We start from the raw sequence: 20,182 nt of genomic DNA on the forward strand, positions 1-20,182 counted from the left end.
GCAAAAAAGCCGATGAAAGATCGCTCTTTCATCGGCCTTGCTCAAACACCGTCGCCGCCCGAGTGCTTGCAGGCCAGGGCGGCGGCGGCTGCAAATTCTGTGGGCGCGCCACAGGTGCTGTCAACGCACCGGGCGGGCCCTTGCTTGAATCTTCAATGGGATGCCCTTCATGACTCGGCCCGGTGCCAAGCGCGCGAATGAGATGCTGGCTGCACTCACCGCCTATAAAAGCGCCTTCTTTAACATTGGCCTGTTCTCGGCGGTGATCAACCTGCTGATGCTGGCCCCGGCGCTGTACATGTTGCAGGTGTACGACCGCGTATTGGCCTCGGGCAACCAGATGACCCTGCTGATGCTGACGCTGATGATCCTCGGCCTCTTCGGCTTGATGGGCGCGCTGGAGTGGGTGCGCAGCCAGGTGGTGATTCGCCTCGGTACGCAGATGGACATGCGCTTGAACCAGCGTGTATTCGACGCCGCCTATGAAGTCCAACTCAAGGGTGGCACCCAATCGGCGGGCCAGGCCCTGCACGACCTGACCACCTTGCGCCAGTTCGCCACCGGCCAGGCGTTGTTCGCCTTTTTCGATGCGCCGTGGTTTCCGGTGTACCTGCTGGTGATCTTCCTGTTCCACCCCTGGCTGGGCCTGCTGGCATTGGGTGGGGCGTTGCTTCTGATCGCATTGGCCTGGGCTAATCATTATGTCAGCCAGGCACCGATGGCCCTGGCCAGCCAACTGTCGATCAGCGCCAGCCAGCAGGCCACGGCCAACCTGCGCAATGCCGACACCATTGAAGCCATGGGCATGCTCGCTACCTTGCGCGGCCGTTGGTTCAGCCAGCACCAGGCGTTTCTGGTGCAGCAGAACCTGGCGAGTGAAAAGACCGCGATGGTCACCGCGTGGTCCAAGGGCGTGCGTCTGGCTCTGCAATCACTGGTGCTGGGCTTGGGCGCATGGCTGGCGGTGCAGGGCGATATCACCCCGGGGATGATGATTGCCGGCTCGATCCTGATGGGCCGTGTGCTGAGCCCCATCGACCAGTTGATCGGCGTGTGGAAACAATGGGGGGCGGCGCGCCTGGCCTATGAGCGCTTGTCGCTGATGCTGCAGGACAACCCGGCGCGACCGGTGCGCATGAGCCTGCCTGTGCCCAAGGGCCAGGTGAGCGTGGAGCAGATCAGCGCCTGCGCGCCCGGCAGCCGACGTCCGGCGTTGGCAAACCTGGGGTTCAGCCTGCCGGTGGGGGATGTACTCGGTGTTATCGGCCCGTCGGGGTGCGGCAAGTCCACCCTGGCCAGGGTGCTGGTGGGGGCCTGGGCACCCTTGGCCGGCAAGGTGCGCCTTGATGGCGCCGACCTGGCCCTGTGGGACAAGCAACAACTCGGCCCGCATATCGGTTACCTGCCCCAGGACATCCAGTTATTCGCCGGCAGCATCGCGCAGAACATCGCGCGTTTTGAAACGGTGGAGGCCGATACCGTCCTCGCCGCCGCGCAGATGGCTGGCGTGCATGAGTTGATCCTGCAACTGCCCCAGGGCTACGACACGCAACTGGGGGAGGGCGGCGCGGGCTTGTCCGGCGGGCAAAAGCAACGGGTGGCCCTGGCGCGTGCGCTGTATGGGTTACCGGCACTGATCGTGCTGGACGAACCGAACGCCAACCTCGACGAAGTGGGCGAACAGGCGTTGTTGCAGGCCATTGCCCAGCTCAAGCAGCAGCGCCGCACCTTGATCCTGATTACCCACAAACCCAACGTGCTGAGCCTCACCGACCAGTTGCTGATCCTCAAGGACGGCCAGATGCAGGCCTTCGGCCCCACGGCGCGAGTGCTGGAGGCGCGGCAAAAAACTGCGGCAAACAAACCGGTCTCGACCATGAGCATGAGCTACCGCCTCGGTGCAGGAAAACCCGCATGAGCCAGAGCAAGCCCATTTTGCTCAGTGACCCGTCTAACGTGCTGGCGCTGGATGACAAAAAATACTCACGCCTGGGTTGGTGGCTGGTGCTCGGCGGCTTTGCCGGGTTCCTCGGCTGGGCGGCATTGGCTCCGCTGGACAAGGGCGTGGCGGTGCCGGGCAAGGTCATGGTGTCGGGGCATCGCAAGACGGTGCAGCACCCGGCGGGCGGGATCATCGAGCGTATCCAGGTGCGTGACGGTGACCGGGTCAGCGCGGGCCAGGTGCTGTTGCGTTTGAAGCAAACCCCGTTGCGCGGGCAGATGCAGTCATTGCGCAGCCAATACCTGGCGTCGCTGGCCAGCGAAGCGCGCTTGAGTGCCGAGAGTGAAGGCTTGCAGACCATTGTGTTTAGCCCCGAGCTGCTGGCCGATCCCGACGCCGCGAACACCCTGAGCCTGCAACGCCAGCTATTCAACAGCCGTGCCCAGGCACTGGCTACCGAACAGGCGGGCCTGCGTGAAACTATCGCTGGCTTTGAAGCGCAGTTGCGCGGCACGCGGGCCTCCCAGGCAAGCAAGGTTTTGCAGCGCGCGGCGTTGAATGAGCAGCTTCAGGGGCTGCGCGAGTTGGCGCGTGAGGGTTATATCCCGCGCAATCGCCTGCTCGACAGCGAGCGGCTGTACGCGCAAATCGACGGTGCCATCGCTGAGGATTTTGGCCGTATCGGCCAGTTGCAGCGCCAGGTACTGGAACTGCGCCTGCGCATCCGTCAGTTGGGTGAAGATTTTCAGAAGGACCTGCGCAGCCAGTTGGCCGAGACCCGCACCCGCAGCGACGACTTGCGCAATCGCCTGGCCTCTGCCGAATTCGAACTGGCCAACAGCCTGGTCCGCGCACCGGCGTCCGGCGTGGTGGTGGGGCTGCAGGTGTACACCGAAGGCGGGGTGATTCAACCCGGCCAGACGCTGATGGACATCGTGCCCGAAGGCGAGCCACTGCTGGTGGAAGCACGGGTGCCGGTGCAGATGATCGACAAGGTGCACCCGGGCTTGCCGGTTGAATTGATGTTCTCGGCGTTCAACCAGTCCACTACGCCACGGGTGGCGGGCGAAGTCACTTTGGTCTCGGCCGATCGCCAGGTCGATGAGCGCACCGATGAACCGTATTACACGCTACGGGCCCAGGTCAGCACGGCGGGCATGCAGCAACTGCACGGCGTGCAGATCCGCCCGGGCATGCCAGTGGAAACCTTCGTCAAGACCGGTGAGCGTTCGATGCTCAACTACCTGTTCAAACCCTTGCTGGATCGCACCCATATGGCCCTGGTGGAAGAATGAAGGCGTTGTTGTTCACCCTCTGTTTAAGTTGTACACCGGCGGCGCACGCCCTGGGGTTGTTGGATGTGTATGACTTGGCGCTGCGCAACGATCCAACCTTTCAAGCGGCGATTCAGGCGCGGGAGGCCGGGCAAGAAAACCGCGTGATCGGGCGGGCGGCATTGCTGCCGAACCTGTCATGGAGCTACAACAACTCGCGCAATGAGTCCGAAGTCACCCAGAGCACGGCGTTGGGTAACGTTACCAGCGACCGCAATTACCGCAGCTATGCCTCGGCCCTGACCTTGCAGCAACCGCTGCTCGATTACGAAGCCTATGCGCGTTTTCGCCAAGGCACCGCCCAGGCGTTGATGGCCGATGAGCGTTTTCGCGGCAAGAGCCAGGAGCTGGCCGTGCGGGTGCTGGGCGCCTACAGCCAGGCATTGCTGGCACAAGAGCGCATCGAATTGAGCCGTGCCCAGAAACGAGCGTTTGCCGAGCGCCTGCAACTCAATGACCGCTTGCTCAAAGGCGGTGAAGGCACGCGTACCGATGTGCTCGAAACCCAGGCGCGACTGAGCCTGGCCCAGGCCGAAGAGATCGAAGCCGTGGATGCCCAGGACAGTGCCTTGCGTGAGTTGGAAGCCATTGTTGGCCAGCCGCTGCAAATCGAAGAACTGGCGCCCCTGGCGCGCCCATTCGAGATCGCGCCGCTTGAGCCCAACCGATTCGAAACCTGGCGTGAACTGGCCATGGCCAACAACCCTGAACTCAAGTCCCAGCACCACGCGCTCGACGTGGCCTCTTATGAAGTGGAGCGCAAGCGCGCCGGGCATTTGCCCAAGGTCAGCCTGTACGCCACCAGCCGCAAGACCCATTCCGATTCAGAAAGCAGCTACAACCAGAAGTACGACACCAACAGCGTCGGCATCCAGGTCAGCCTGCCGCTGTTTGCCGGTGGCTCGGTCTCGGCCTCCACCCGTCAGGCGGCCAACCAACTGTCCCAGGCCCAATACGAGCTGGACGCGCAAACCGCTGCCACGTTGGTGGAGTTGCGCAAGCAATTCAACCTCAACACCAGCGGCGCAGCCAAGGTGCGGGCCTATGAAATGGCAGTCAGATCCGCCACGGCACTGGTCACCGCCACCCAAAAAAGCGTCAGTGGCGGCGAGCGGGTCAACCTCGACGTCCTCGACGCCGAACAACAGCTGTTCACCGCCCGGCGTGATCTGGCCAATGCCCGGCATGCCTACCTGCTGGCGCGTATTCAGTTGAAGTATTACGCGGGGTTGCTGAGCGAGCAGGACTTGCGGGCGCTGGCCGGGTATTTCCAACCCTCGGCATGAGTGGTTACAACCCGGCATTCGCCGGGTTTTTTGTGGTGACTAATCTGTGAAACAGCTTCGGGAATAGGAGCCGGTTGTCGGGTGGCAGAGGGAAATTGTTACCTGACGGAAAATAACCTAACGGATGGGTTACGATGAGAGTAGGTGTTTACAAAGGCTATGTCATTTCGGTGTTTATCAGGGATGAGCATTGCCCGCCCCATGTGCATGTCAGGGGCAAGGGATGGGATGCGCGGTTTCGTTTCAGTTTCCTGGATGGGGAAGTTGAGTTGTGGGACGTAGAGCCTGAACGGAGGCGGCCGCCCATAGCACTTCTGAAGGAGATACACGGGGCGATCATGCAGCGGCACTACTTGGCGCGGGCACGCAGGATCTGGTGGGAAAAACTGCAGACGGTTTGCCTGGAGAATCATTCCTGGAATTGGGGCGCTGGCGAGTTGGTCCCGGGGTTGGTCATTCGACAAGGTGTCTACGTCATCGCGAGCGCCAGGCACGACGTCGTAGCGCAACGGACAATTTTGAATCTGGTAAGAGCGCCAGATTGCGTGGGGATTAATTTATGAAAATCATAAAAGCCAAAGTCACACCTTATGTACCTCTCACTGAAGCCGACGTTGACAAGGCAATCGCCCGTGGGCGCAAGTTGAAACGCCTGTACGCCAACGCCAGCAACGTACGTTATGAAAACGACTGCCTCTCCATTGGCTTCAGCGATGGCAGCCGCGTCGTGTTGCCGGTGGCTGGCCTGCCGGAGTTCGAAGGGTTTTCAGCGAAGGATTTCCAGCAGTTGGAAGTGACGTTCGGTGGCAAGGCGATTAGCTGTGAGGCGCAGGACCTGGATGTTTCGATCACAGGGTTGATCGCTACAAGCCAGCCGCTGATGGACCTGGCAACCAGCCTGGTGGCATCGCGCAATGGCCGCAAAAGCAGCGCGGCCAAATCCGCAGCGGCTCGCGCCAATGGCAAGAAGGGTGGCCGGCCACGCAAGGAAGCCCCGCAGCCCCCAGAGACAACAGACACTTGAATAAACTGCAGGAGCGAGCTTGCTCGCGAAAAACCCACAGGCACCGCGTTCATCCAGGAAGCACGCGTTATCGTTGACGTTTTTCGCGAGCAAGCTCGCGCCTACCTTGCAGGTTTATCGGCGGGTCAACAACACACCCGATTCCATATGGTGCGTCCACGGGAACTGGTCAAACATTGCGCACTGGGTAATCCGGTGCGTGTCGTGCAGTTGCGCGATGTTCGCCGCCAGCGTCTCCGGGTTGCAGGAGATGTACAGGATGTTGTCGAAGCGCCGGGTCAGCTCGCAAGTGTCCGGGTCCATGCCGGCGCGGGGCGGGTCGACGAAGACGCTACCGAACTCGTAGCTTTTCAGGTCGATGCCGTGCAGGCGGCGGAACGGGCGCACTTCATTCAGGGCTTGGGTGAGTTCTTCGGCGGAGAGGCGCACCAGGGTGACGTTATCCACGCCATTTTCATCCAGGTTGCTCAGTGCCGCATTCACCGAGGTCTTGCTGATCTCGGTGGCCAGCACCTTGCGCACGCGGGTCGCCAGCGGCAGGGTGAAGTTGCCGTTGCCGCAATACAGCTCCAGCAAATCGTCCGGGCGGTCGCCCAGGGCTTCATAGGCCCAGTTGAGCATCTTCTGGTTCACCGTGCCGTTGGGCTGGGTGAACGCGCCTTCGGGTTGGCGGTAGCTGAAGGTGCGGCCACCGACGTCGAGTTTTTCCACCACATAGTCATGGCCGATCACATCGCGCTTGCCCTTGGAACGGCCGATTATGCTCACATTCAGCTCAGCGGCCAATTTGTTTGCGGCGCTGTGCCAGTGCTCATCCAGCGGGCGGTGATAACACAGGGTGATCATCGCGTCGCCGGCCAGGGTGGTGAGGAACTCCACCTGGAACAGCTTGTGGCTCAGGGCAGCGCTGGCTTGCCAGGCGGCCTTGAGTTGCGGCATCAACTGGTTGATGCGCTGGCTGGCGATGGGGAATTCTTCGATGAGGATCGGCGTGCGCTTGTCCTCCTGGGAGAACATCGCGTAGTGGCGCTCGCCGCCTTCGCGCCACAGGCGGAATTCCGCGCGCAGGCGAAAGTGCTGCAGCGGCGAGTCGAAGACCTGCGGCTCGGGCGCGTCGAACGGTGCCAGCAGGTCACGCAGGCGCGTGACCTTGTCTTGCAGTTGAGCGGTGTAGCTTGCGGCGTCGAAAGTCATGCGTTGAACCAGCCCAGCTTGATCACAAACAGGATCGACAGGATCACCAGTGCCGGGTTCAGCTCACGGTAGCGGCCCGAAAGCAGCTTGATGGCGGTCCAGGCGATGAAACCGAAGGCGATGCCGTTGGCGATGGAGTAAGTGAAGGGCATCGCCAGGGCGGTGATCACCACCGGCGCTGCCACCGTAATGTCGTCCCAGTCGATTTCGGCCAGGCCCTGGCTCATCAGCACCGCCACAAACAGCAAGGCTGGCGCGGTGGCATAGGCCGGCACGCTGGCAGCCAGTGGCGAGAAGAACAACGCCAGCAAAAACAGGATCGCGACCACGATGGCGGTCAAGCCGGTGCGGCCACCGGCGCTCACGCCTGCGGCCGATTCGATGTAGCTGGTGGTGGTCGAGGTACCCAGCAGGGAACCGGCCATGGCAGCGGTACTGTCGGCAATCAGCGCACGGCCCATTTTCGGCATATGGCCGTCCTTGCCCATCAGGCCGGCGCGCTTGGCGACGCCGATCAGGGTGCCGGAGTTGTCGAACAGGTCAACGAACAGAAAGGCGAAGATCACGCTGACCAGGCCGATGTCCAGCGCGCCCTTGATGTCCAGCTGCAGGAAGGTCGGGGCCAGAGACGGCGGTACCGAAGTCACACCGATGAACGGCGTGAAGCCCAGGACGATGGAGGCGACGGTCACCGCCAGGATGCCGATCAGCACCGCGCCGCGTACGGCCAGGGCTTCCAGCGCGACGATCAGCACGAAACCCAGGGTGGCCAGGATCGGTGCCGGTTGTTTCAAATCGCCCAGGCCGAGCATGGTGGCTGGGTTGCTCACCACGATACCGGCGTTATGCAGGGCGATCAGCGCCAGGAACAGGCCGATGCCGGCGGCAATCGCCGAGCGCAGCGGCAGCGGGATGGCATTGATGATCCACTCGCGGATGCGGAAGATCGACAGCAGGAAAAACAGCACCGCCGAAATGAATACCGCGCCCAGCGCCACCTGCCAGGTGTGGCCCATGTGCAAGACCACGGTGTAGGTGAAGAAGGCGTTGAGGCCCATGCCCGGTGCCAGGGCAATCGGGTAGTTGGCGATCAGGCCCATCACGGTCGAACCAATGGCCGCCGCCAGGCAGGTGGCAACAAACACCGCGCCCTTGTCCATGCCGGTCTCGCCGAGGATGCTCGGGTTCACGAACAGGATGTAGGCCATGGCCAGAAAGGTGGTGATCCCCGCGAGAATCTCGGTGCGCACATTCGTATTGTGGGCTTTGAGTTGAAACAGCTTTTCCAGCATGCCGGCTCCCTGTGACGCTAGTGTGCGTCGTGATTTGTTGACCTCTAAGTCAAAGCACAAACTGCGCCAAGCGCTTGTGGATTCAGAGAGGATCGGAAAAAGCGGCGCATCATACCAGCAGCCGAGGCTGTGTGGCGCATGGGCTTGAGGCATACTGCGCCGACGTTCAACAGCCGGTCATCGACAGCATGAAAAAAGCCAACCCGTGGAGTCTAGCTCTGATCGTCAGTATCAGCCTGTGGCTGGGCGCGGCACCGGTATGGGGCGCGGCTGCACCGGCCTTGAGCGAGGTGCGAGTGTTCAAGGTGGAATCGGCCAAGTGCAGCGAAGCGATCCCGGAGCGGGTCAACACTACCCAGATGTGCGAGCACCGCGGGCCCACCCAGGTCTCGGTGATGGAAGTTGGCCTGGGCAACAGCCCCATGGGCCGCTTCAACGGCGCAGAGTTGAATGGGCAACGCACAGCGGTGTGCCAGGTCGGCAACATCAGTGAGGCGTGCAACGGCGTCGGCACCTTGATGGGCTACATCTATGTGTTCGACCTGAACGTCCAGGCCCAGGGCTGGTTCGAATTCACCAATACCTCGATCAACCCGCCGCAAAACACCCTGAAAGCCCAGCTCAATATCCGCTGATCAATCATCTTGAACGCTCAAAAAACCGGGAAGTCGTACCCCTAAGACGGCGATTTTCCAGAACGCCGCGGACGTACACCAACCCGTGAGGTGTTTATGAGCGCGACCCCCAATGGCGCGGCGGCCCAGCCGTTCGTCACCCACCCGATACGCCTGACACTCAACGGCCAGGCTCGCCAACTGAACGTGTTGCCCTGGACCACCTTGCTGGACTTGCTGCGCGAGCAGTTGGACCTGGTGGGCAGCAAAAAAGGCTGCGACCACGGCCAGTGCGGCGCTTGCACCGTGTTGCGTGACGGCAAACGCGTGAATGCCTGCCTGACCCTGGCCGTGATGTGCGACGGCGCCGAATTGATCACCATCGAAGGCCTGGCCGACGGCGACCAACTGCACCCCATGCAACAGGCCTTTATCCAGCACGACGCTTTCCAGTGCGGCTATTGCACCCCCGGCCAGATCTGTTCTGCCGTGGGCCTGGCCAATGAAGGCCGCGCCCACGACCGTGCGCAGATCCAGGAATTGATGAGCGGCAACCTGTGCCGCTGCGGCGCCTACAACAACATCCGTGATGCCATCGAAGACGCGCTGCCGGCCTGCCGTCGCCAGGGAGGTGAGTCATGAATCCCTTCCACTACAGCAGGCCGACCGATGTGCAGCAGGCCGTACAGCTGAGCAGTGCCGCCTCACGCTTTATCGCCGGTGGCACCAACCTGCTGGACCTGATGAAAGAAAACATCAGCCATCCCGAGCACCTGATCGACATCACCGGCTTGCCGCTGCATGACATTCAAGAGACCGCCGAGGGTGGCCTGCGTATCGGTGCGCTGGTGAGCAACGCCGACCTGGCCTGGCACCCGCTGATTGAGCAGCGTTACCCGTTGCTGTCCCAGGCCATCCTCGCCGGGGCGTCGCCGCAGTTACGCAACATGGCCAGTACCGGCGGCAACCTGTTGCAGCGCACCCGTTGCTATTACTTCTACGACGCCGCGGTGCCGTGCAACAAGCGCCACCCCGGCAGTGGCTGCCCGGCGCGCAACGGCTTGAACCGTATCCATGCGATCCTCGGCGCCAGTGAACAGTGCGTGGCCACCCATCCTTCGGACATGTGCGTGGCCCTGGCGGCGCTGGCGGCGCGGGTGCATGTAGAAGGACGCGGCGGCGCGCGGATGATCGAGTTCGCCGACTTCCATCGCTTGCCAGGCGATGCGCCGCAACGTGACAACCAATTGGCCGACGATGAGCTGATCACGGCCATTGAGCTGCCCGCCGATCACCTGGCCCGCCACAGCCATTACCTGAAAATCCGTGACCGTGCCTCCTATGCCTTCGCCCTGGTGTCGGTGGCCGCCGCCTTGGAACTGGACGGCGATGAAATCATCGACGCCCGCCTGGCCTTGGGCGGCGTGGCGCATAAACCCTGGCGTGACCGCGCAGTGGAAGCCTTGCTGATTGGCCGCACGGTCAGCCGCGAAACCTTCAGCGCTGCCGCCGACGCCCTGCTGCAAGACGCCGAACCGTTGGAACACAACGGCTTCAAGGTCAAGCTGGCCCGGCGCGCAATCATTCGTGCCCTGAGCGACGCCGCCGTCGCAGGAGAACAGCCATGAGCGCCATCGGTAAACCCCTGGACCGTGTCGACGGTCTGCTCAAGGTCACCGGCCAAGCACGCTACGCCGGTGAATTTCCCGAGGACGGCCTGCTGCATGGCAGCGTGGTGTCGAGCACTATCGCCAAAGGCCGAGTGCTGCGCATCGATGCGTCCAAGGCGTTGGCGTTGCCGGGTGTGGTGGACGTGATCCATCACCTCAATCGGCCGAAAATCGCCAGCTATGATGAGGCGTTCGCCGATGCCGATGCGGCCGATGGCTCGCCTTTTCGCCCGCTGTATAACGACCGCGTACTCTACAGTGGCCAGCCCCTGGCCTTGGTGATTGCCGATAACCTCGAACTGGCGCGGCACGCTGGCTCGCTGGTGCAGATCGACTACGCGCCTGAAGCCTTCGAAACCGACCTGCTCACCCAGCAAGCGGCGGCGCACCCGTCGCCCCAGACCCCACCCAAACCGCGAGGCAACTTCGAGGCTGAATGGGCCGGTGCCGCAATCAGTCTGGACTTGCACTACAGCACGCCCATCGAGCACCACAACCCGATGGAGCCCCACGCCAGCACCGTGCTGTATCAGCCCGACGGCACCCTGCATATTCACGACAAGACCCAGGGCCCGCAGAACTGCCAGGCCTATGTGCAAAAAGTCTTCGGCCTGGACAAGCACCAGGTGCGTATCTTTGCTGCCTTTGTCGGGGGCGCCTTCGGTTCGGGCCTGCGCCCGCAATACCAATTGCCGCTCGCGGTGATGGCGGCCATGGCGCTCAAGCGCTCGGTGCGCGTTACCCTGACCCGCCAGCAGATGTTCACCTTCGGCTATCGCCCGCGCACCTTGCAGCGTTTGCAGATGGGCGCCGCCGCCAATGGGCGCTTGCTGGCGCTGGGGCATACCGCGATTGGCCAGACCTCGCGCTTTGAGGATTTCAGCGAGCACGTGGTGGAGTGGAGCGGCATGCTCTATCACTGCGACAACGTGCAGCTGACCTACAAGCTGGTGCCGCTGGACGTCTTTACTCCGCTGGATATGCGCGCGCCCGGTGCGGCACTGGGCGTGATCGGCCTGGAGTGTGCCATGGACGAACTGGCCTGCGCCTTTGCCATCGATCCGGTGCAATTGCGCCTGATCAACTACGCCGAACGCAACCAGAACGAAGACAAACCCTGGTCGAGCAAAGCCCTGCGCGAATGCTATAGCGAAGGCGCCGAACGCTTCGGCTGGAGCCAGCGCAACCCGGAACCGCGCAGCATGCGTGACGGCCGCCAGTTGATCGGCTGGGGCATGGCCGGCGGCGTGTGGGAAGCCATGCAGATGAAAGCCAGCGCCAAGGCGCGCCTCGACGCGGACGGCAAGCTCACCGTCAGCAGCGCCACCACCGACATTGGCACCGGCACCTACACCGTGATGACCCAGATCGCCGCCCAGGCCAGCGGGGTGGCCATGGCCGACGTACGTTTTGTGCTGGGCGATTCGTCGTTGCCCACTGCGCCGTTGCAGGGCGGCTCGTTTACCGTCTCGTCCGTCGGCACTGCCGTGCAGCAAGCGTGCGAAGCGCTGAATGCCAGGTTACTGGAGATCGCCCGCCAGACTTACCCGGTATTCAAGGATGCCGATTCGGTTCGGTTTGAAGACGGCCAGCTACACTGCGGTGACGTGAGCGTGTCGTTGGCGCAATTGGTCAAGGACAGCGGTGAAGAAGCCCTGGAGGTACAGGTCGACAGCCAGCCCGACAAGAAGCGCGAGGGTTATGCCAGCGCTACTCACTCGGCGGTGTTCGTCGAAGTGCGGGTGGATGAAGACCTGGGCACCATCAAGGTCAGCCGTGTGGTCAGCGCTATTGCCGCCGGGCGCGTGGTCAACCCCAAGATGGCCCGCAGCCAGATCCTCGGCGGCGTGGTGTGGGGCATTGGCATGGCCCTGCATGAAGAGACCCAGGTGGACCATGAGCTGGGGCGCTACATGAACCACAGCCTGGCCGAGTACCATATCCCGGTGAACGCCGATATTGGCGAGATTGACGTGCTGTTTGTCGAAGAGCACGACGAGATCGTCAATGCGCTCGGGTCCAAGGGCGTGGGGGAAATCGGCATTGTCGGGGTGGCGGCTGCGGTGGCGAATGCGGTTTACCACGCCACCGGCAAGCGGGTGCGGGAGTTTCCGATTACCTTGGATAAGGTGTTGTAGCGCAAACCGTCAGGTCAATGAAGTTCCAATGTGGGAGCTGGCTTGCCCGCGATAGCGGTGTATCAGCCACCAGAAAGTTGCCTGATACACCGCTATCGCGGGCAAGCCCGGCTCCCACAGGGTATGGCGGTGACGCCTATAACTTGGTTTCTTCCACCGGCACATGCATGCGATCCCGGTTAGCCAGGGTCGGGAACAGCTTGATCCACACCCCGGTCACCACCAGCGTACCAACCCCGCCCATCACCACCGCAGGCACCGTCCCAAACCAGTGGGCGGTTATCCCGGATTCGAACTCGCCCAATTGATTTGAGGCGCCGATAAACAGGCCATTGACCGCACTCACCCGCCCGCGCATTTCATCTGGGGTTTCCAACTGCACGAACGACGCACGGATCACCATGCTGATCATGTCCGCCGCGCCCAGTACCACCAGCACCGCCAGGGAAAACCAGAACGAGGTCGACAGGCCGAAGGCAATGGTTGCCACCCCGAACACGCCGACGGCAGTGAACATCACGCGGCCCACCTGGCGGTCGACCGAAAAGCGCGCCAGCCACAGTGACATCAGCAACGCGCCCACGGCCGGTGCCGACCGCAGCAGGCCCAGGCCCCAGGCGCCGGTCAGCAGGATGTCCTTGGCGAACACCGGCAACAGCGCGGTGGCGCCGCCCAGCAGCACGGCAAACAGGTCCAGGGAGATGGCGCCGAGAATGTCCGGGCGGCTGCGGATAAAACGAATGCCGGCCAGCAGCGAGTCCAGGGTGGCCTTGGCTTTGTTCAGCGGAGTCTGGCGCGCGGGCAAGTTCAGGGTCAGCACGCAGGCGATCAGGTACAGCGCCACGGTGGGGCCGTACACCCACACGCTGCCAAACGCGTAAAGCAAACCGCCCACGGCCGGTGCGACGATGGTCGCCAGTTGCTGGGCCGATTGCGAGGCGGCCACCGCGCGGGGGAACAGCGTGCTTGGCACGATGCTGGGCAAGAGCGCCTGGGTGGTGGGCATTTCAAACGAGCGCGCGGCGCCCAGCAGGAAGGCGAGGATAAAGATCATGTCGCGGGTCACGTTGCCGGTCAGGCCACCGATGGCCAGGGACAAGGCAATCAGCGCCTGCAAGGTCTGGCAGATAGCGGCGACCCGGCGGCGTTCATAGCGATCAGCCACGTGCCCGGTGTGCAGCATGAACAGCACGCGCGGTATGAATTCCACCAGGCCGACCAGGCCCAGGTCCAGCACATTGCCGGTCAGTTGGTAGAGGTTCCAGCCGATCGCCACGGTGAGCATCTGGAAGCCGCTGGCGGTAAAGATCCGCGCCAGCCAGAACGCGATGAAAGGGCGGTGGTGACGTAACAGCAACGCAGGTTCACTGGGCATCGGCAATCAGGTCGGCAACGGGAGAAGGGCGAGATTAGCATCAAGCTGTAACAAATAGTTGCAAGAACTGAGCTGAGGCAAGCTGTCACGCGGCAAAAGACCACACAGTCCTACCGCAAAAATGGGACTATTCTTTCAACGATGCTTGATCCAGATCAAAACCTGCCCCGGGATTGTTCTGGTGGTCGAAAGGCCAGATTCCCCACGCGATGGGTAATAAAAGAAACGAATTGAAATTCGCCACACTCCATATCCGTGGGGGCAGTGGGTGCAGGCTCCCAGCCAGCAGCCGGTATTACCTGACAGAGGAAGACTTATGTTCGGTTTGGAGGCGCTAGATCTCGCCCGAATTCAATTCGCGTTCACCATCTCATTCCACATCCTGTTCCCGGCGATCACCATCGGCCTGGCCAGTTACCTTGCGGTGCTGGAGGGCTTGTGGCTCAAGACTCATAACGATACTTACCGTGACCTCTACCATTTCTGGTCGAAGATCTTTGCCGTCAACTTCGGAATGGGTGTGGTATCGGGCCTGGTCATGGCCTACCAGTTCGGCACCAACTGGAGCCGGTTCTCGGACTTCGCCGGCTCTGTCACCGGGCCGTTGCTGACGTACGAAGTGCTCACGGCCTTCTTCCTCGAGGCCGGTTTCCTGGGCGTGATGTTGTTCGGCTGGAACAAGGTGGGGCGCAAGCTGCACTTCTTCGCCACGGTGATGGTGGCCGTGGGTACGTTGATCTCCACGTTCTGGATTCTTGCCTCCAACAGCTGGATGCAGACGCCCCAGGGCTTTGAAATCATCGATGGCCGCGTAATACCGACTGACTGGCTGGCGGTGATCTTCAACCCGTCGTTCCCCTACCGCCTGATGCACATGGCCACGGCTGCTTTTGTTGCCACGGCGTTCTTCGTCGGCTCGTCGGCGGCCTGGCATTTGCTGCGCGGCAAGGACAACCCAGCGATCCGCAAAATGCTTTCGATGGCGATGTGGATGGCGCTGATCGTTGCGCCCATCCAGGCGGTGATCGGCGACTTCCATGGCCTTAATACCCTCAAGCATCAGCCGGCCAAAATCGCCGCGATTGAAGGTCACTGGGAAAATATCGGCAACGAGCCCACGCCGTTGATCCTGTTCGGCTGGCCGGACATGAAAGCCGAGAAAACCAAATATGCCGTCGAGATTCCGTACCTGGGCAGCCTGATCCTGACTCACTCCCTGGACAAGCAGGTGCCGGCGCTCAAAGAGTTCCCGCCTGAAGACCGCCCCAACTCGACCATTGTGTTCTGGTCGTTCCGGGTCATGGTCGGCCTGGGGTTCCTGATGATCTTCACCGGTCTGTTCAGCCTGTGGCTGCGCCGGGGCGACAAGATGTACACGTCCAAGCCGTTCCTGTACCTGGCGTTGTGGATGGGCCCATCTGGCCTGATTGCGATTCTGGCCGGTTGGTTCACCACCGAAATCGGTCGCCAGCCCTGGGTGGTCTACGGGTTGATGCGCACGGCGGATGCCTCCTCCGGGCATAGCCTGACGCAGATGACCATTACCCTGGTGTTGTTCGTGGTGGTGTACTTCGCGCTGTTCGGCGCGGGCCTGGGCTACATGATGCGCCTGGTGCGCAAAGGCCCCGTGACCCACGACAGTACCGAGCCAGCCCACGGCGGCCCTGGCCAGAAACGCACCCCCGCGCGTCCGTTGTCTGCTGCCGACGATGGCAGTGATAACGACCACGACCACATCCAGCACAAGGGGAATTGAGATGGGTATTGATCTTCCGCTGATCTGGGCCGTGATCATCATCTTCGGCATCATGATGTACGTGGTCATGGACGGCTTCGACCTGGGGATCGGCATTCTTTTCCCGTTTATCCCGGGCAAAGTCGACCGTGACGTGATGATGAACACCGTGGCGCCCGTATGGGACGGCAACGAAACCTGGCTGGTACTTGGCGGCGCGGCGTTGTTCGGCGCGTTCCCGCTGGCCTATTCGGTGGTGTTGTCGGCGCTGTACCTGCCGCTGATCCTGATGCTGATCGGGCTGATTTTTCGCGGCGTGGCCTTTGAGTTTCGCTTCAAGGCCAAGGACCACAAGCGTCACCTGTGGGACAAGGCGTTTATTGGCGGCTCGCTGGCGGCGACCTTCTTCCAGGGCGTGGCGTTGGGCGCCTTTATCGACGGTATTCCGGTGGTGGACCGCCAGTTTGCCGGCGGCTCACTGGACTGGCTCACGCCGTTCACGATGTTCTGCGGCGTGGCGCTGATCGTGGCGTATGCCTTGCTCGGCTGCACCTGGCTGATCATGAAGACCGAAGGCAAGCTGCAGGAGCAGATGCACAACCTGGCGCGGCCTTTGGCCTTTGTAGTGTTGGCGGTGATCGGCATCGTCAGCATCTGGACGCCGCTGACCCACCCGGAAATCGCGTCGCGCTGGTTTACCCTGCCGAACCTGTTCTGGTTCCTGCCGGTGCCGATCCTGGTGCTGGTCACCATGTACGGGCTGATCCGCGCTGTGGCACGTAATGCGCACTACACGCCGTTCTTGCTGACGCTGGTGCTGATCTTCCTCGGCTACAGCGGCCTGGGGATCAGCCTGTGGCCGAACATCATCCCGCCGTCCGTATCGATCTGGGATGCCGCCGCGCCGCCGCAAAGCCAGGGCTTCATGCTGGTGGGCACGCTGTTCATCATCCCGTTCATCCTGGGCTACACCTTCTGGAGCTACTACGTGTTCCGCGGCAAGGTCACCCACGAAGACGGCTATCACTAGGAGGGTTGAAACATGTCCAAACCTTCGTTGCACGAGATTGAACAGGCCGAGAAGCAGCCGTTGTGGCGGCGCCTGGGGTGGCTGGCGATGATCTGGACCGGCAGCGTGCTGGCCCTGTTCGTGGTGGCCAGCCTGATGCGCATGTTCATGAATGCGGCAGGCCTGAGCACGCACTGACACCCATACCAATAATGTAGGAGCGAGCTTGCTCGCGAAAAACGTCAAAGATAACGCGGGGTGCCTGGCGCCCCGCGGTATTCTCAGGTTTTTCGCGAGCAAGCTCGCTCCTACAAGTAAGCAGGGGTTTTTTATTTACGCGCTTTGAGGATGACAAACTTGGGCGTGGCCGCTACTTGCTCGACGCCACGGAACAGCCGCGCCAGCTTGCTGTGGTAGCCCAGGTGACGATTGCCGACGATGTACAAGGCGCCGCCGACCACCAGCGCTTCGCGTGCCTGCTGGAACATGCGCCAGGCCAGGAAGTCACCGACCACTTGTTGTTGGTGGAACGGTGGGTTGCACAGCACCACGTCCAGCGACTGCGGCTCCTGGCCGGCCAGGCCGTCGCCGGCATGCACGGTGACGTCCCGTTCACCCAAGGCGGCTTGCCAGTTTTCGGCGGCCGATTGCACCGCCATGTACGACTCATCCACCAAGGTGTAGTGCGCATCCGGGTTGTGCAGGGCGCTGGCAATTGCCAGTACGCCGTTGCCGCAACCCAGGTCCGCCACGCGGGCGCTGCCCAGGTTTTTTGGCAGATGTGGCAGGAAGGCGCGGGTGCCGATGTCCAGGCCTTCGCGGCAAAACACGTTGGCGTGGTTACGCAACTCGATGACCGGAGCATCCAGGGTATAGCGGGTCGGGTAGGGCGAGACCGCAGCAGGACGGGCCTCGACGCTTGCGATCAACAGCCGCGCCTTTTTGACCGCCAATGAGGCGTGCATGGGGCCGATGTAACGCTCCAGCAACTCGCCTGCGGCCCTGGGCAAATGCTTGACCATCGCACCTGCGATCACCTCGGCGCCGGGCGCCAGTTGCCCTTGCAGGCGGATCAGTTGTTCTTCCAGCAACGCCAGGGTTTTCGGCACGCGGATCAACACGCGATCGAACGGCCCGGTCGCGAGCTGGCTAGCCGGTATGAAGGGCACGGCATCGAAGGGCTTGCCGTTGCGCACCAGGTTTTTTTCCAGGCCCTGGGCGGCGAGGAACGAGTCACCGCTGGAGGTCACCTGCACCTGGCCTTGAAGGCTGGCCGCCAGGGCGCCGAAGCTGTCATTGAGGACCAGCACGCGGGTGGCGGCAGTAGGCTGCTGCGCGGCGAGGTGGCTGAGCAGGTATTCGTCGGCGGCATCGAAGGCTTGCAGCGGATCATTGTGTTGCTCTGGCTGACGAATCAGGTCGAGCTGGGCGAAAGGGCTGTCAAGCAGGGGCATGGCGGGGCAAGGCTCTGGGTAATCGACGGACCGTCTGAGTGAACGGCGGGGCAACCATGGGAAGCGCACCCTCAACACTCAGAATTGGCCGTAAATGTTACGTTTTTTTCAACGCGATGACATGCGGTGTTTTGCGTAGGTTAAAACAGCCCGGCTTTAGCGGCACGCAGCACCGCCTGGATCTTGTTATGCACGCCCAGCTTCTTGAAGGTACTGCTGATATGAAAGCCCACGGTGCGTTCGGACAGGCAAAGAATCGCGGCAATCTCGGAGGCCGTCTTGCCCATCGCAGACCACTTGAGGATTTCCGTTTCACGGGCGGTCAATTTTCTGGGCGCTTTGATGTCGGGCGCGTCGGCGTACTTCTGCGCGACGACCGCATGCATTGCATGGCAAAGCCACAACACCTGGCCGGCTTTTTCGTAAAGCTCTTGCGGGCTGACCTCGCCCTTGCTGCGAACCAGGGTCAGCATGCTGAATACACCCTGGAAATCATGCACGGCTTGGGTCCAGCCTAAATGCACCCCGCAGGACTGGGCCAGCTCCCACAACTGGGGGGTGTTGGCAAAGGTTTTTTGCTCCCAGAGAATGGGCAGTACCGAACTTTTGCAGTGGGTTACAACGGGGTCTACATCGAAGTAGTGTGCTTGTTTATAAATGTGGCTCCATTCGTTTGGATAGTTACTAAATAGAATGGGTTTTGTTTGAGTGTCTTGTGACTGGGAGCTCATCGTAAAAGAGCAATATTCGAAACCCAGTTCATAGGTGTGGTTAATCACCATCTCAAACACACTGGTGATTTCACTCTCGCCTTCCAGCTTGGGCAGCCGGGTGTTATGCCAATTGACCATCGATGACTCTCCATAGGTTTCTGTGTGACTTGGGTACGTCCTGATCTCCCAATGCAACTCGAAAACAAGTGTAGGGGAAGTCCTACAACTGAGTCTGAAAAATATTTTACTTACAGGGTTTGTTTCGCACGCCGGTTTTGTACAAGGCTTGAAGTTTTGTATAAGGGAGTTTGTCGGCTTTTTTTTCTTCAATATTCTTAATGGCTTGGAGGTAATATTGAAATGATATTGTCGTGGATGCCGTTTCATCTAGTGAGGTGTGCGAAGCGTGCTAATAGCCAAATAGTTAGTGCCAGGGTGGCGCGCAGGGTTCACGTGTGACTGTGCCAAAAACGGCCAGGCTCGCCCGCAAGGTGGCTGCCCGTACCTTGGACGATTTTAAATGCCAGTACCAATCATCGGTGTTTGCGCGGTCTGTTTTGAGGGACACTAAAGGTCTGTGCAAAACGGAGCCCCCCATGACGGCCAGTGCTGAGAAATTTACCCGCCAGACCCTGCTCGATGTGCAATCGCTGACCCCCAGCCTGTTCACCCTGCGCACCACCCGCGATGCCGGTTTTCGTTTTACCGCCGGCCAGTTCGTGCGCCTGGGCGTTACCAAGGCGGATGGCAGTACCGTCTGGCGTGCCTATTCCATCGTGTCTTCGCCGTTTGACGAGCATCTGGATTTCTTTTCCATCGTGGTCCCCGGTGGTGAGTTCACCAGTGAACTGAGCCGCCTGAAGGTGGGCGATACCTTGCTGGTAGAGCGCCAGGCCACCGGTTTTCTGACCCTCAACCGCTTTGTCGACGGGCGCGACCTGTGGATGCTGGGAACCGGTACGGGCATTGCGCCGTTCCTGTCGATCCTGCAGGACTTCGAAGCCTGGGAAAAATTCGAGCGCATCATCCTGGTGTACAGCGCCCGGGAAGCCAAAGAGCTGGCCTACCAGTCGCTGATCAACACATTGGGTGAGCGCGAATACCTGACCGAATACGCCCACAAACTCACCTACATCCCCATCGTCACCCGTGAGCAGCATCCGGGCGCGTTGAATGGGCGTATTACGGCCTTGATCGAAAATGGCGAATTGGAGCGGGCCGCCGGCGTGGAGTTGACGGCGCAGGATTCGCGCGTATTGATTTGCGGCAACCCGCAGATGGTCGATGACACGCGCCAGTTGCTCAAGCAGCGGGACATGCAACTGAGCCTGAGCCGACGGCCTGGCCAGGTTGCGGTAGAAAACTATTGGTAGAAAAAAGGCGCCTTGCGAGGCGCCTTTTT

Annotated in this window: 18 protein-coding genes; 13 read left to right on the top strand and 5 right to left on the bottom strand. The window is 61.4% G+C overall.

What is annotated here, in order from left to right:
• The first annotated feature begins 169 nt into the window (after window positions 1-169).
• The 5 genes from QK296_RS08015 to QK296_RS08035 all read left to right on the top strand — a co-directional run bounded on the left by QK296_RS08015 (window position 170) and on the right by QK296_RS08035 (window position 5,586).
• Window positions 170-1,918, top strand: a complete 1,749-nt coding sequence (locus QK296_RS08015; RefSeq protein WP_282390783.1) for a type I secretion system permease/ATPase — start codon at window positions 170-172, stop codon at window positions 1,916-1,918.
• The gene (locus QK296_RS08020) at window positions 1,915-3,237 is read left to right on the top strand and encodes an HlyD family type I secretion periplasmic adaptor subunit (protein ID WP_003194349.1); all 1,323 of its coding nucleotides are present in this window, start codon (window positions 1,915-1,917) and stop codon (window positions 3,235-3,237) included. Before QK296_RS08015 ends, QK296_RS08020 begins: the two co-directional genes overlap by 4 nt.
• Window positions 3,234-4,562, top strand: a complete 1,329-nt coding sequence (locus tag QK296_RS08025; protein WP_032895217.1) for a TolC family outer membrane protein — start codon at window positions 3,234-3,236, stop codon at window positions 4,560-4,562. Before QK296_RS08020 ends, QK296_RS08025 begins: the two co-directional genes overlap by 4 nt.
• 134 nt (window positions 4,563-4,696) lie before the next feature.
• Window positions 4,697-5,125: a DUF4160 domain-containing protein gene (locus QK296_RS08030; protein WP_282390784.1), complete on the top strand. Its 429-nt coding sequence runs from the start codon at window positions 4,697-4,699 to the stop codon at window positions 5,123-5,125.
• Window positions 5,122-5,586 (top strand): DUF2442 domain-containing protein, encoded by a 465-nt coding sequence (locus QK296_RS08035; RefSeq protein WP_120248800.1) that lies wholly within the window; start codon window positions 5,122-5,124, stop codon window positions 5,584-5,586. Before QK296_RS08030 ends, QK296_RS08035 begins: the two co-directional genes overlap by 4 nt.
• Before the next feature lie 114 nt (window positions 5,587-5,700).
• On the opposite strand, the gene trmA is transcribed toward QK296_RS08035, so the two are convergent.
• Window positions 5,701-6,780, bottom strand: coding sequence for a tRNA (uridine(54)-C5)-methyltransferase TrmA (gene trmA, locus QK296_RS08045; RefSeq protein WP_032895222.1), 1,080 nt, complete (start codon window positions 6,778-6,780; stop codon window positions 5,701-5,703).
• Complete coding sequence (locus QK296_RS08050) at window positions 6,777-8,072, bottom strand: NCS2 family permease (RefSeq protein ID WP_192002507.1); 1,296 nt, start codon at window positions 8,070-8,072, stop codon at window positions 6,777-6,779. The genes trmA and QK296_RS08050 overlap by 4 nt, the downstream gene beginning before the upstream one ends.
• A 188-nt stretch (window positions 8,073-8,260) precedes the next feature.
• Here QK296_RS08050 and QK296_RS08055 point away from each other — a divergent pair, with 188 nt between their 5' ends.
• The 4 genes from QK296_RS08055 (at window position 8,261) to QK296_RS08070 (ending at window position 12,494) form a co-directional block, all read left to right on the top strand.
• Window positions 8,261-8,707, top strand: coding sequence for a DUF4879 domain-containing protein (locus tag QK296_RS08055; RefSeq protein WP_169856619.1), 447 nt, complete (start codon window positions 8,261-8,263; stop codon window positions 8,705-8,707).
• Between the two features lie 96 nt (window positions 8,708-8,803).
• Window positions 8,804-9,328, top strand: coding sequence for a (2Fe-2S)-binding protein (locus tag QK296_RS08060; protein ID WP_003194338.1), 525 nt, complete (start codon window positions 8,804-8,806; stop codon window positions 9,326-9,328).
• Window positions 9,325-10,314 carry a xanthine dehydrogenase family protein subunit M gene (locus QK296_RS08065; protein ID WP_169856621.1) on the top strand — a complete coding sequence of 330 codons (990 nt, stop codon included), beginning with the start codon at window positions 9,325-9,327 and terminating at the stop codon, window positions 10,312-10,314. Before QK296_RS08060 ends, QK296_RS08065 begins: the two co-directional genes overlap by 4 nt.
• On the top strand, window positions 10,311-12,494 hold the full coding sequence (locus QK296_RS08070) for a xanthine dehydrogenase family protein molybdopterin-binding subunit (RefSeq protein WP_282390785.1): 2,184 nt from the start codon (window positions 10,311-10,313) through the stop codon (window positions 12,492-12,494). Before QK296_RS08065 ends, QK296_RS08070 begins: the two co-directional genes overlap by 4 nt.
• 136 nt (window positions 12,495-12,630) lie before the next feature.
• Here QK296_RS08070 and QK296_RS08075 read toward each other — a convergent pair whose 3' ends face one another.
• Entirely contained in the window at window positions 12,631-13,869 is a 1,239-nt protein-coding gene (locus QK296_RS08075; RefSeq protein ID WP_169856625.1) for an MFS transporter, read from the bottom strand.
• Window positions 13,870-14,185: 316 nt separating this feature from the next.
• Between QK296_RS08075 and QK296_RS08080 the strand changes: the two genes are divergently transcribed.
• Genes QK296_RS08080 through QK296_RS08090 form a run of 3 tightly spaced genes read left to right on the top strand, consistent with a single transcriptional unit; the run spans window position 14,186 to window position 16,811 of the window.
• On the top strand, window positions 14,186-15,625 hold the full coding sequence (locus tag QK296_RS08080; protein WP_044268827.1) for a cytochrome ubiquinol oxidase subunit I: 1,440 nt from the start codon (window positions 14,186-14,188) through the stop codon (window positions 15,623-15,625).
• Window position 15,626: 1 nt separating this feature from the next.
• Entirely contained in the window at window positions 15,627-16,634 is a 1,008-nt protein-coding gene (gene cydB, locus QK296_RS08085) for a cytochrome d ubiquinol oxidase subunit II (protein WP_014720024.1), read from the top strand.
• A gap of 12 nt (window positions 16,635-16,646) precedes the next feature.
• On the top strand, window positions 16,647-16,811 hold the full coding sequence (locus QK296_RS08090; RefSeq protein ID WP_003194328.1) for a DUF2474 domain-containing protein: 165 nt from the start codon (window positions 16,647-16,649) through the stop codon (window positions 16,809-16,811).
• Between the two features lie 131 nt (window positions 16,812-16,942).
• On the opposite strand, the gene QK296_RS08095 is transcribed toward QK296_RS08090, so the two are convergent.
• Both QK296_RS08095 and QK296_RS08100 read right to left on the bottom strand, forming a co-directional pair.
• Entirely contained in the window at window positions 16,943-18,067 is a 1,125-nt protein-coding gene (locus QK296_RS08095) for a class I SAM-dependent methyltransferase (protein ID WP_169856627.1), read from the bottom strand.
• Window positions 18,068-18,207: 140 nt separating this feature from the next.
• The gene (locus QK296_RS08100) at window positions 18,208-18,918 is read right to left on the bottom strand and encodes a LuxR family transcriptional regulator (protein WP_169856629.1); all 711 of its coding nucleotides are present in this window, start codon (window positions 18,916-18,918) and stop codon (window positions 18,208-18,210) included.
• Between the two features lie 458 nt (window positions 18,919-19,376).
• Here QK296_RS08100 and QK296_RS08105 point away from each other — a divergent pair, with 458 nt between their 5' ends.
• The gene (locus tag QK296_RS08105; RefSeq protein ID WP_094774579.1) at window positions 19,377-20,153 is read left to right on the top strand and encodes a ferredoxin--NADP reductase; all 777 of its coding nucleotides are present in this window, start codon (window positions 19,377-19,379) and stop codon (window positions 20,151-20,153) included.
• Window positions 20,154-20,182: the final 29 nt, after the last annotated feature.

This window comes from Pseudomonas sp. AL10 (assembly GCF_029960685.1).
In the GTDB taxonomy this organism is placed as follows: Bacteria; Pseudomonadota; Gammaproteobacteria; order Pseudomonadales; family Pseudomonadaceae; genus Aquipseudomonas; species Aquipseudomonas lactis.

Coding starts and splice junctions, on each gene's coding strand:
- QK296_RS08080 (WP_044268827.1), top strand. CDS start 14,186: ATGTTCGGTTTGGAGGCGCTAGATCTCGCCCGAATTCAATTCGCGTTC.
- QK296_RS08075 (WP_169856625.1), bottom strand. CDS start 13,869: ATGCCCAGTGAACCTGCGTTGCTGTTACGTCACCACCGCCCTTTCATC.
- QK296_RS08100 (WP_169856629.1), bottom strand. CDS start 18,918: ATGGTCAATTGGCATAACACCCGGCTGCCCAAGCTGGAAGGCGAGAGT.
- QK296_RS08105 (WP_094774579.1), top strand. CDS start 19,377: ATGACGGCCAGTGCTGAGAAATTTACCCGCCAGACCCTGCTCGATGTG.
- QK296_RS08030 (WP_282390784.1), top strand. CDS start 4,697: ATGAGAGTAGGTGTTTACAAAGGCTATGTCATTTCGGTGTTTATCAGG.
- QK296_RS08055 (WP_169856619.1), top strand. CDS start 8,261: ATGAAAAAAGCCAACCCGTGGAGTCTAGCTCTGATCGTCAGTATCAGC.
- QK296_RS08090 (WP_003194328.1), top strand. CDS start 16,647: ATGTCCAAACCTTCGTTGCACGAGATTGAACAGGCCGAGAAGCAGCCG.
- trmA (WP_032895222.1), bottom strand. CDS start 6,780: ATGACTTTCGACGCCGCAAGCTACACCGCTCAACTGCAAGACAAGGTC.
- cydB (WP_014720024.1), top strand. CDS start 15,627: ATGGGTATTGATCTTCCGCTGATCTGGGCCGTGATCATCATCTTCGGC.
- QK296_RS08025 (WP_032895217.1), top strand. CDS start 3,234: ATGAAGGCGTTGTTGTTCACCCTCTGTTTAAGTTGTACACCGGCGGCG.
- QK296_RS08065 (WP_169856621.1), top strand. CDS start 9,325: ATGAATCCCTTCCACTACAGCAGGCCGACCGATGTGCAGCAGGCCGTA.
- QK296_RS08035 (WP_120248800.1), top strand. CDS start 5,122: ATGAAAATCATAAAAGCCAAAGTCACACCTTATGTACCTCTCACTGAA.
- QK296_RS08060 (WP_003194338.1), top strand. CDS start 8,804: ATGAGCGCGACCCCCAATGGCGCGGCGGCCCAGCCGTTCGTCACCCAC.
- QK296_RS08050 (WP_192002507.1), bottom strand. CDS start 8,072: ATGCTGGAAAAGCTGTTTCAACTCAAAGCCCACAATACGAATGTGCGC.
- QK296_RS08095 (WP_169856627.1), bottom strand. CDS start 18,067: ATGCCCCTGCTTGACAGCCCTTTCGCCCAGCTCGACCTGATTCGTCAG.
- QK296_RS08020 (WP_003194349.1), top strand. CDS start 1,915: ATGAGCCAGAGCAAGCCCATTTTGCTCAGTGACCCGTCTAACGTGCTG.
- QK296_RS08015 (WP_282390783.1), top strand. CDS start 170: ATGACTCGGCCCGGTGCCAAGCGCGCGAATGAGATGCTGGCTGCACTC.
- QK296_RS08070 (WP_282390785.1), top strand. CDS start 10,311: ATGAGCGCCATCGGTAAACCCCTGGACCGTGTCGACGGTCTGCTCAAG.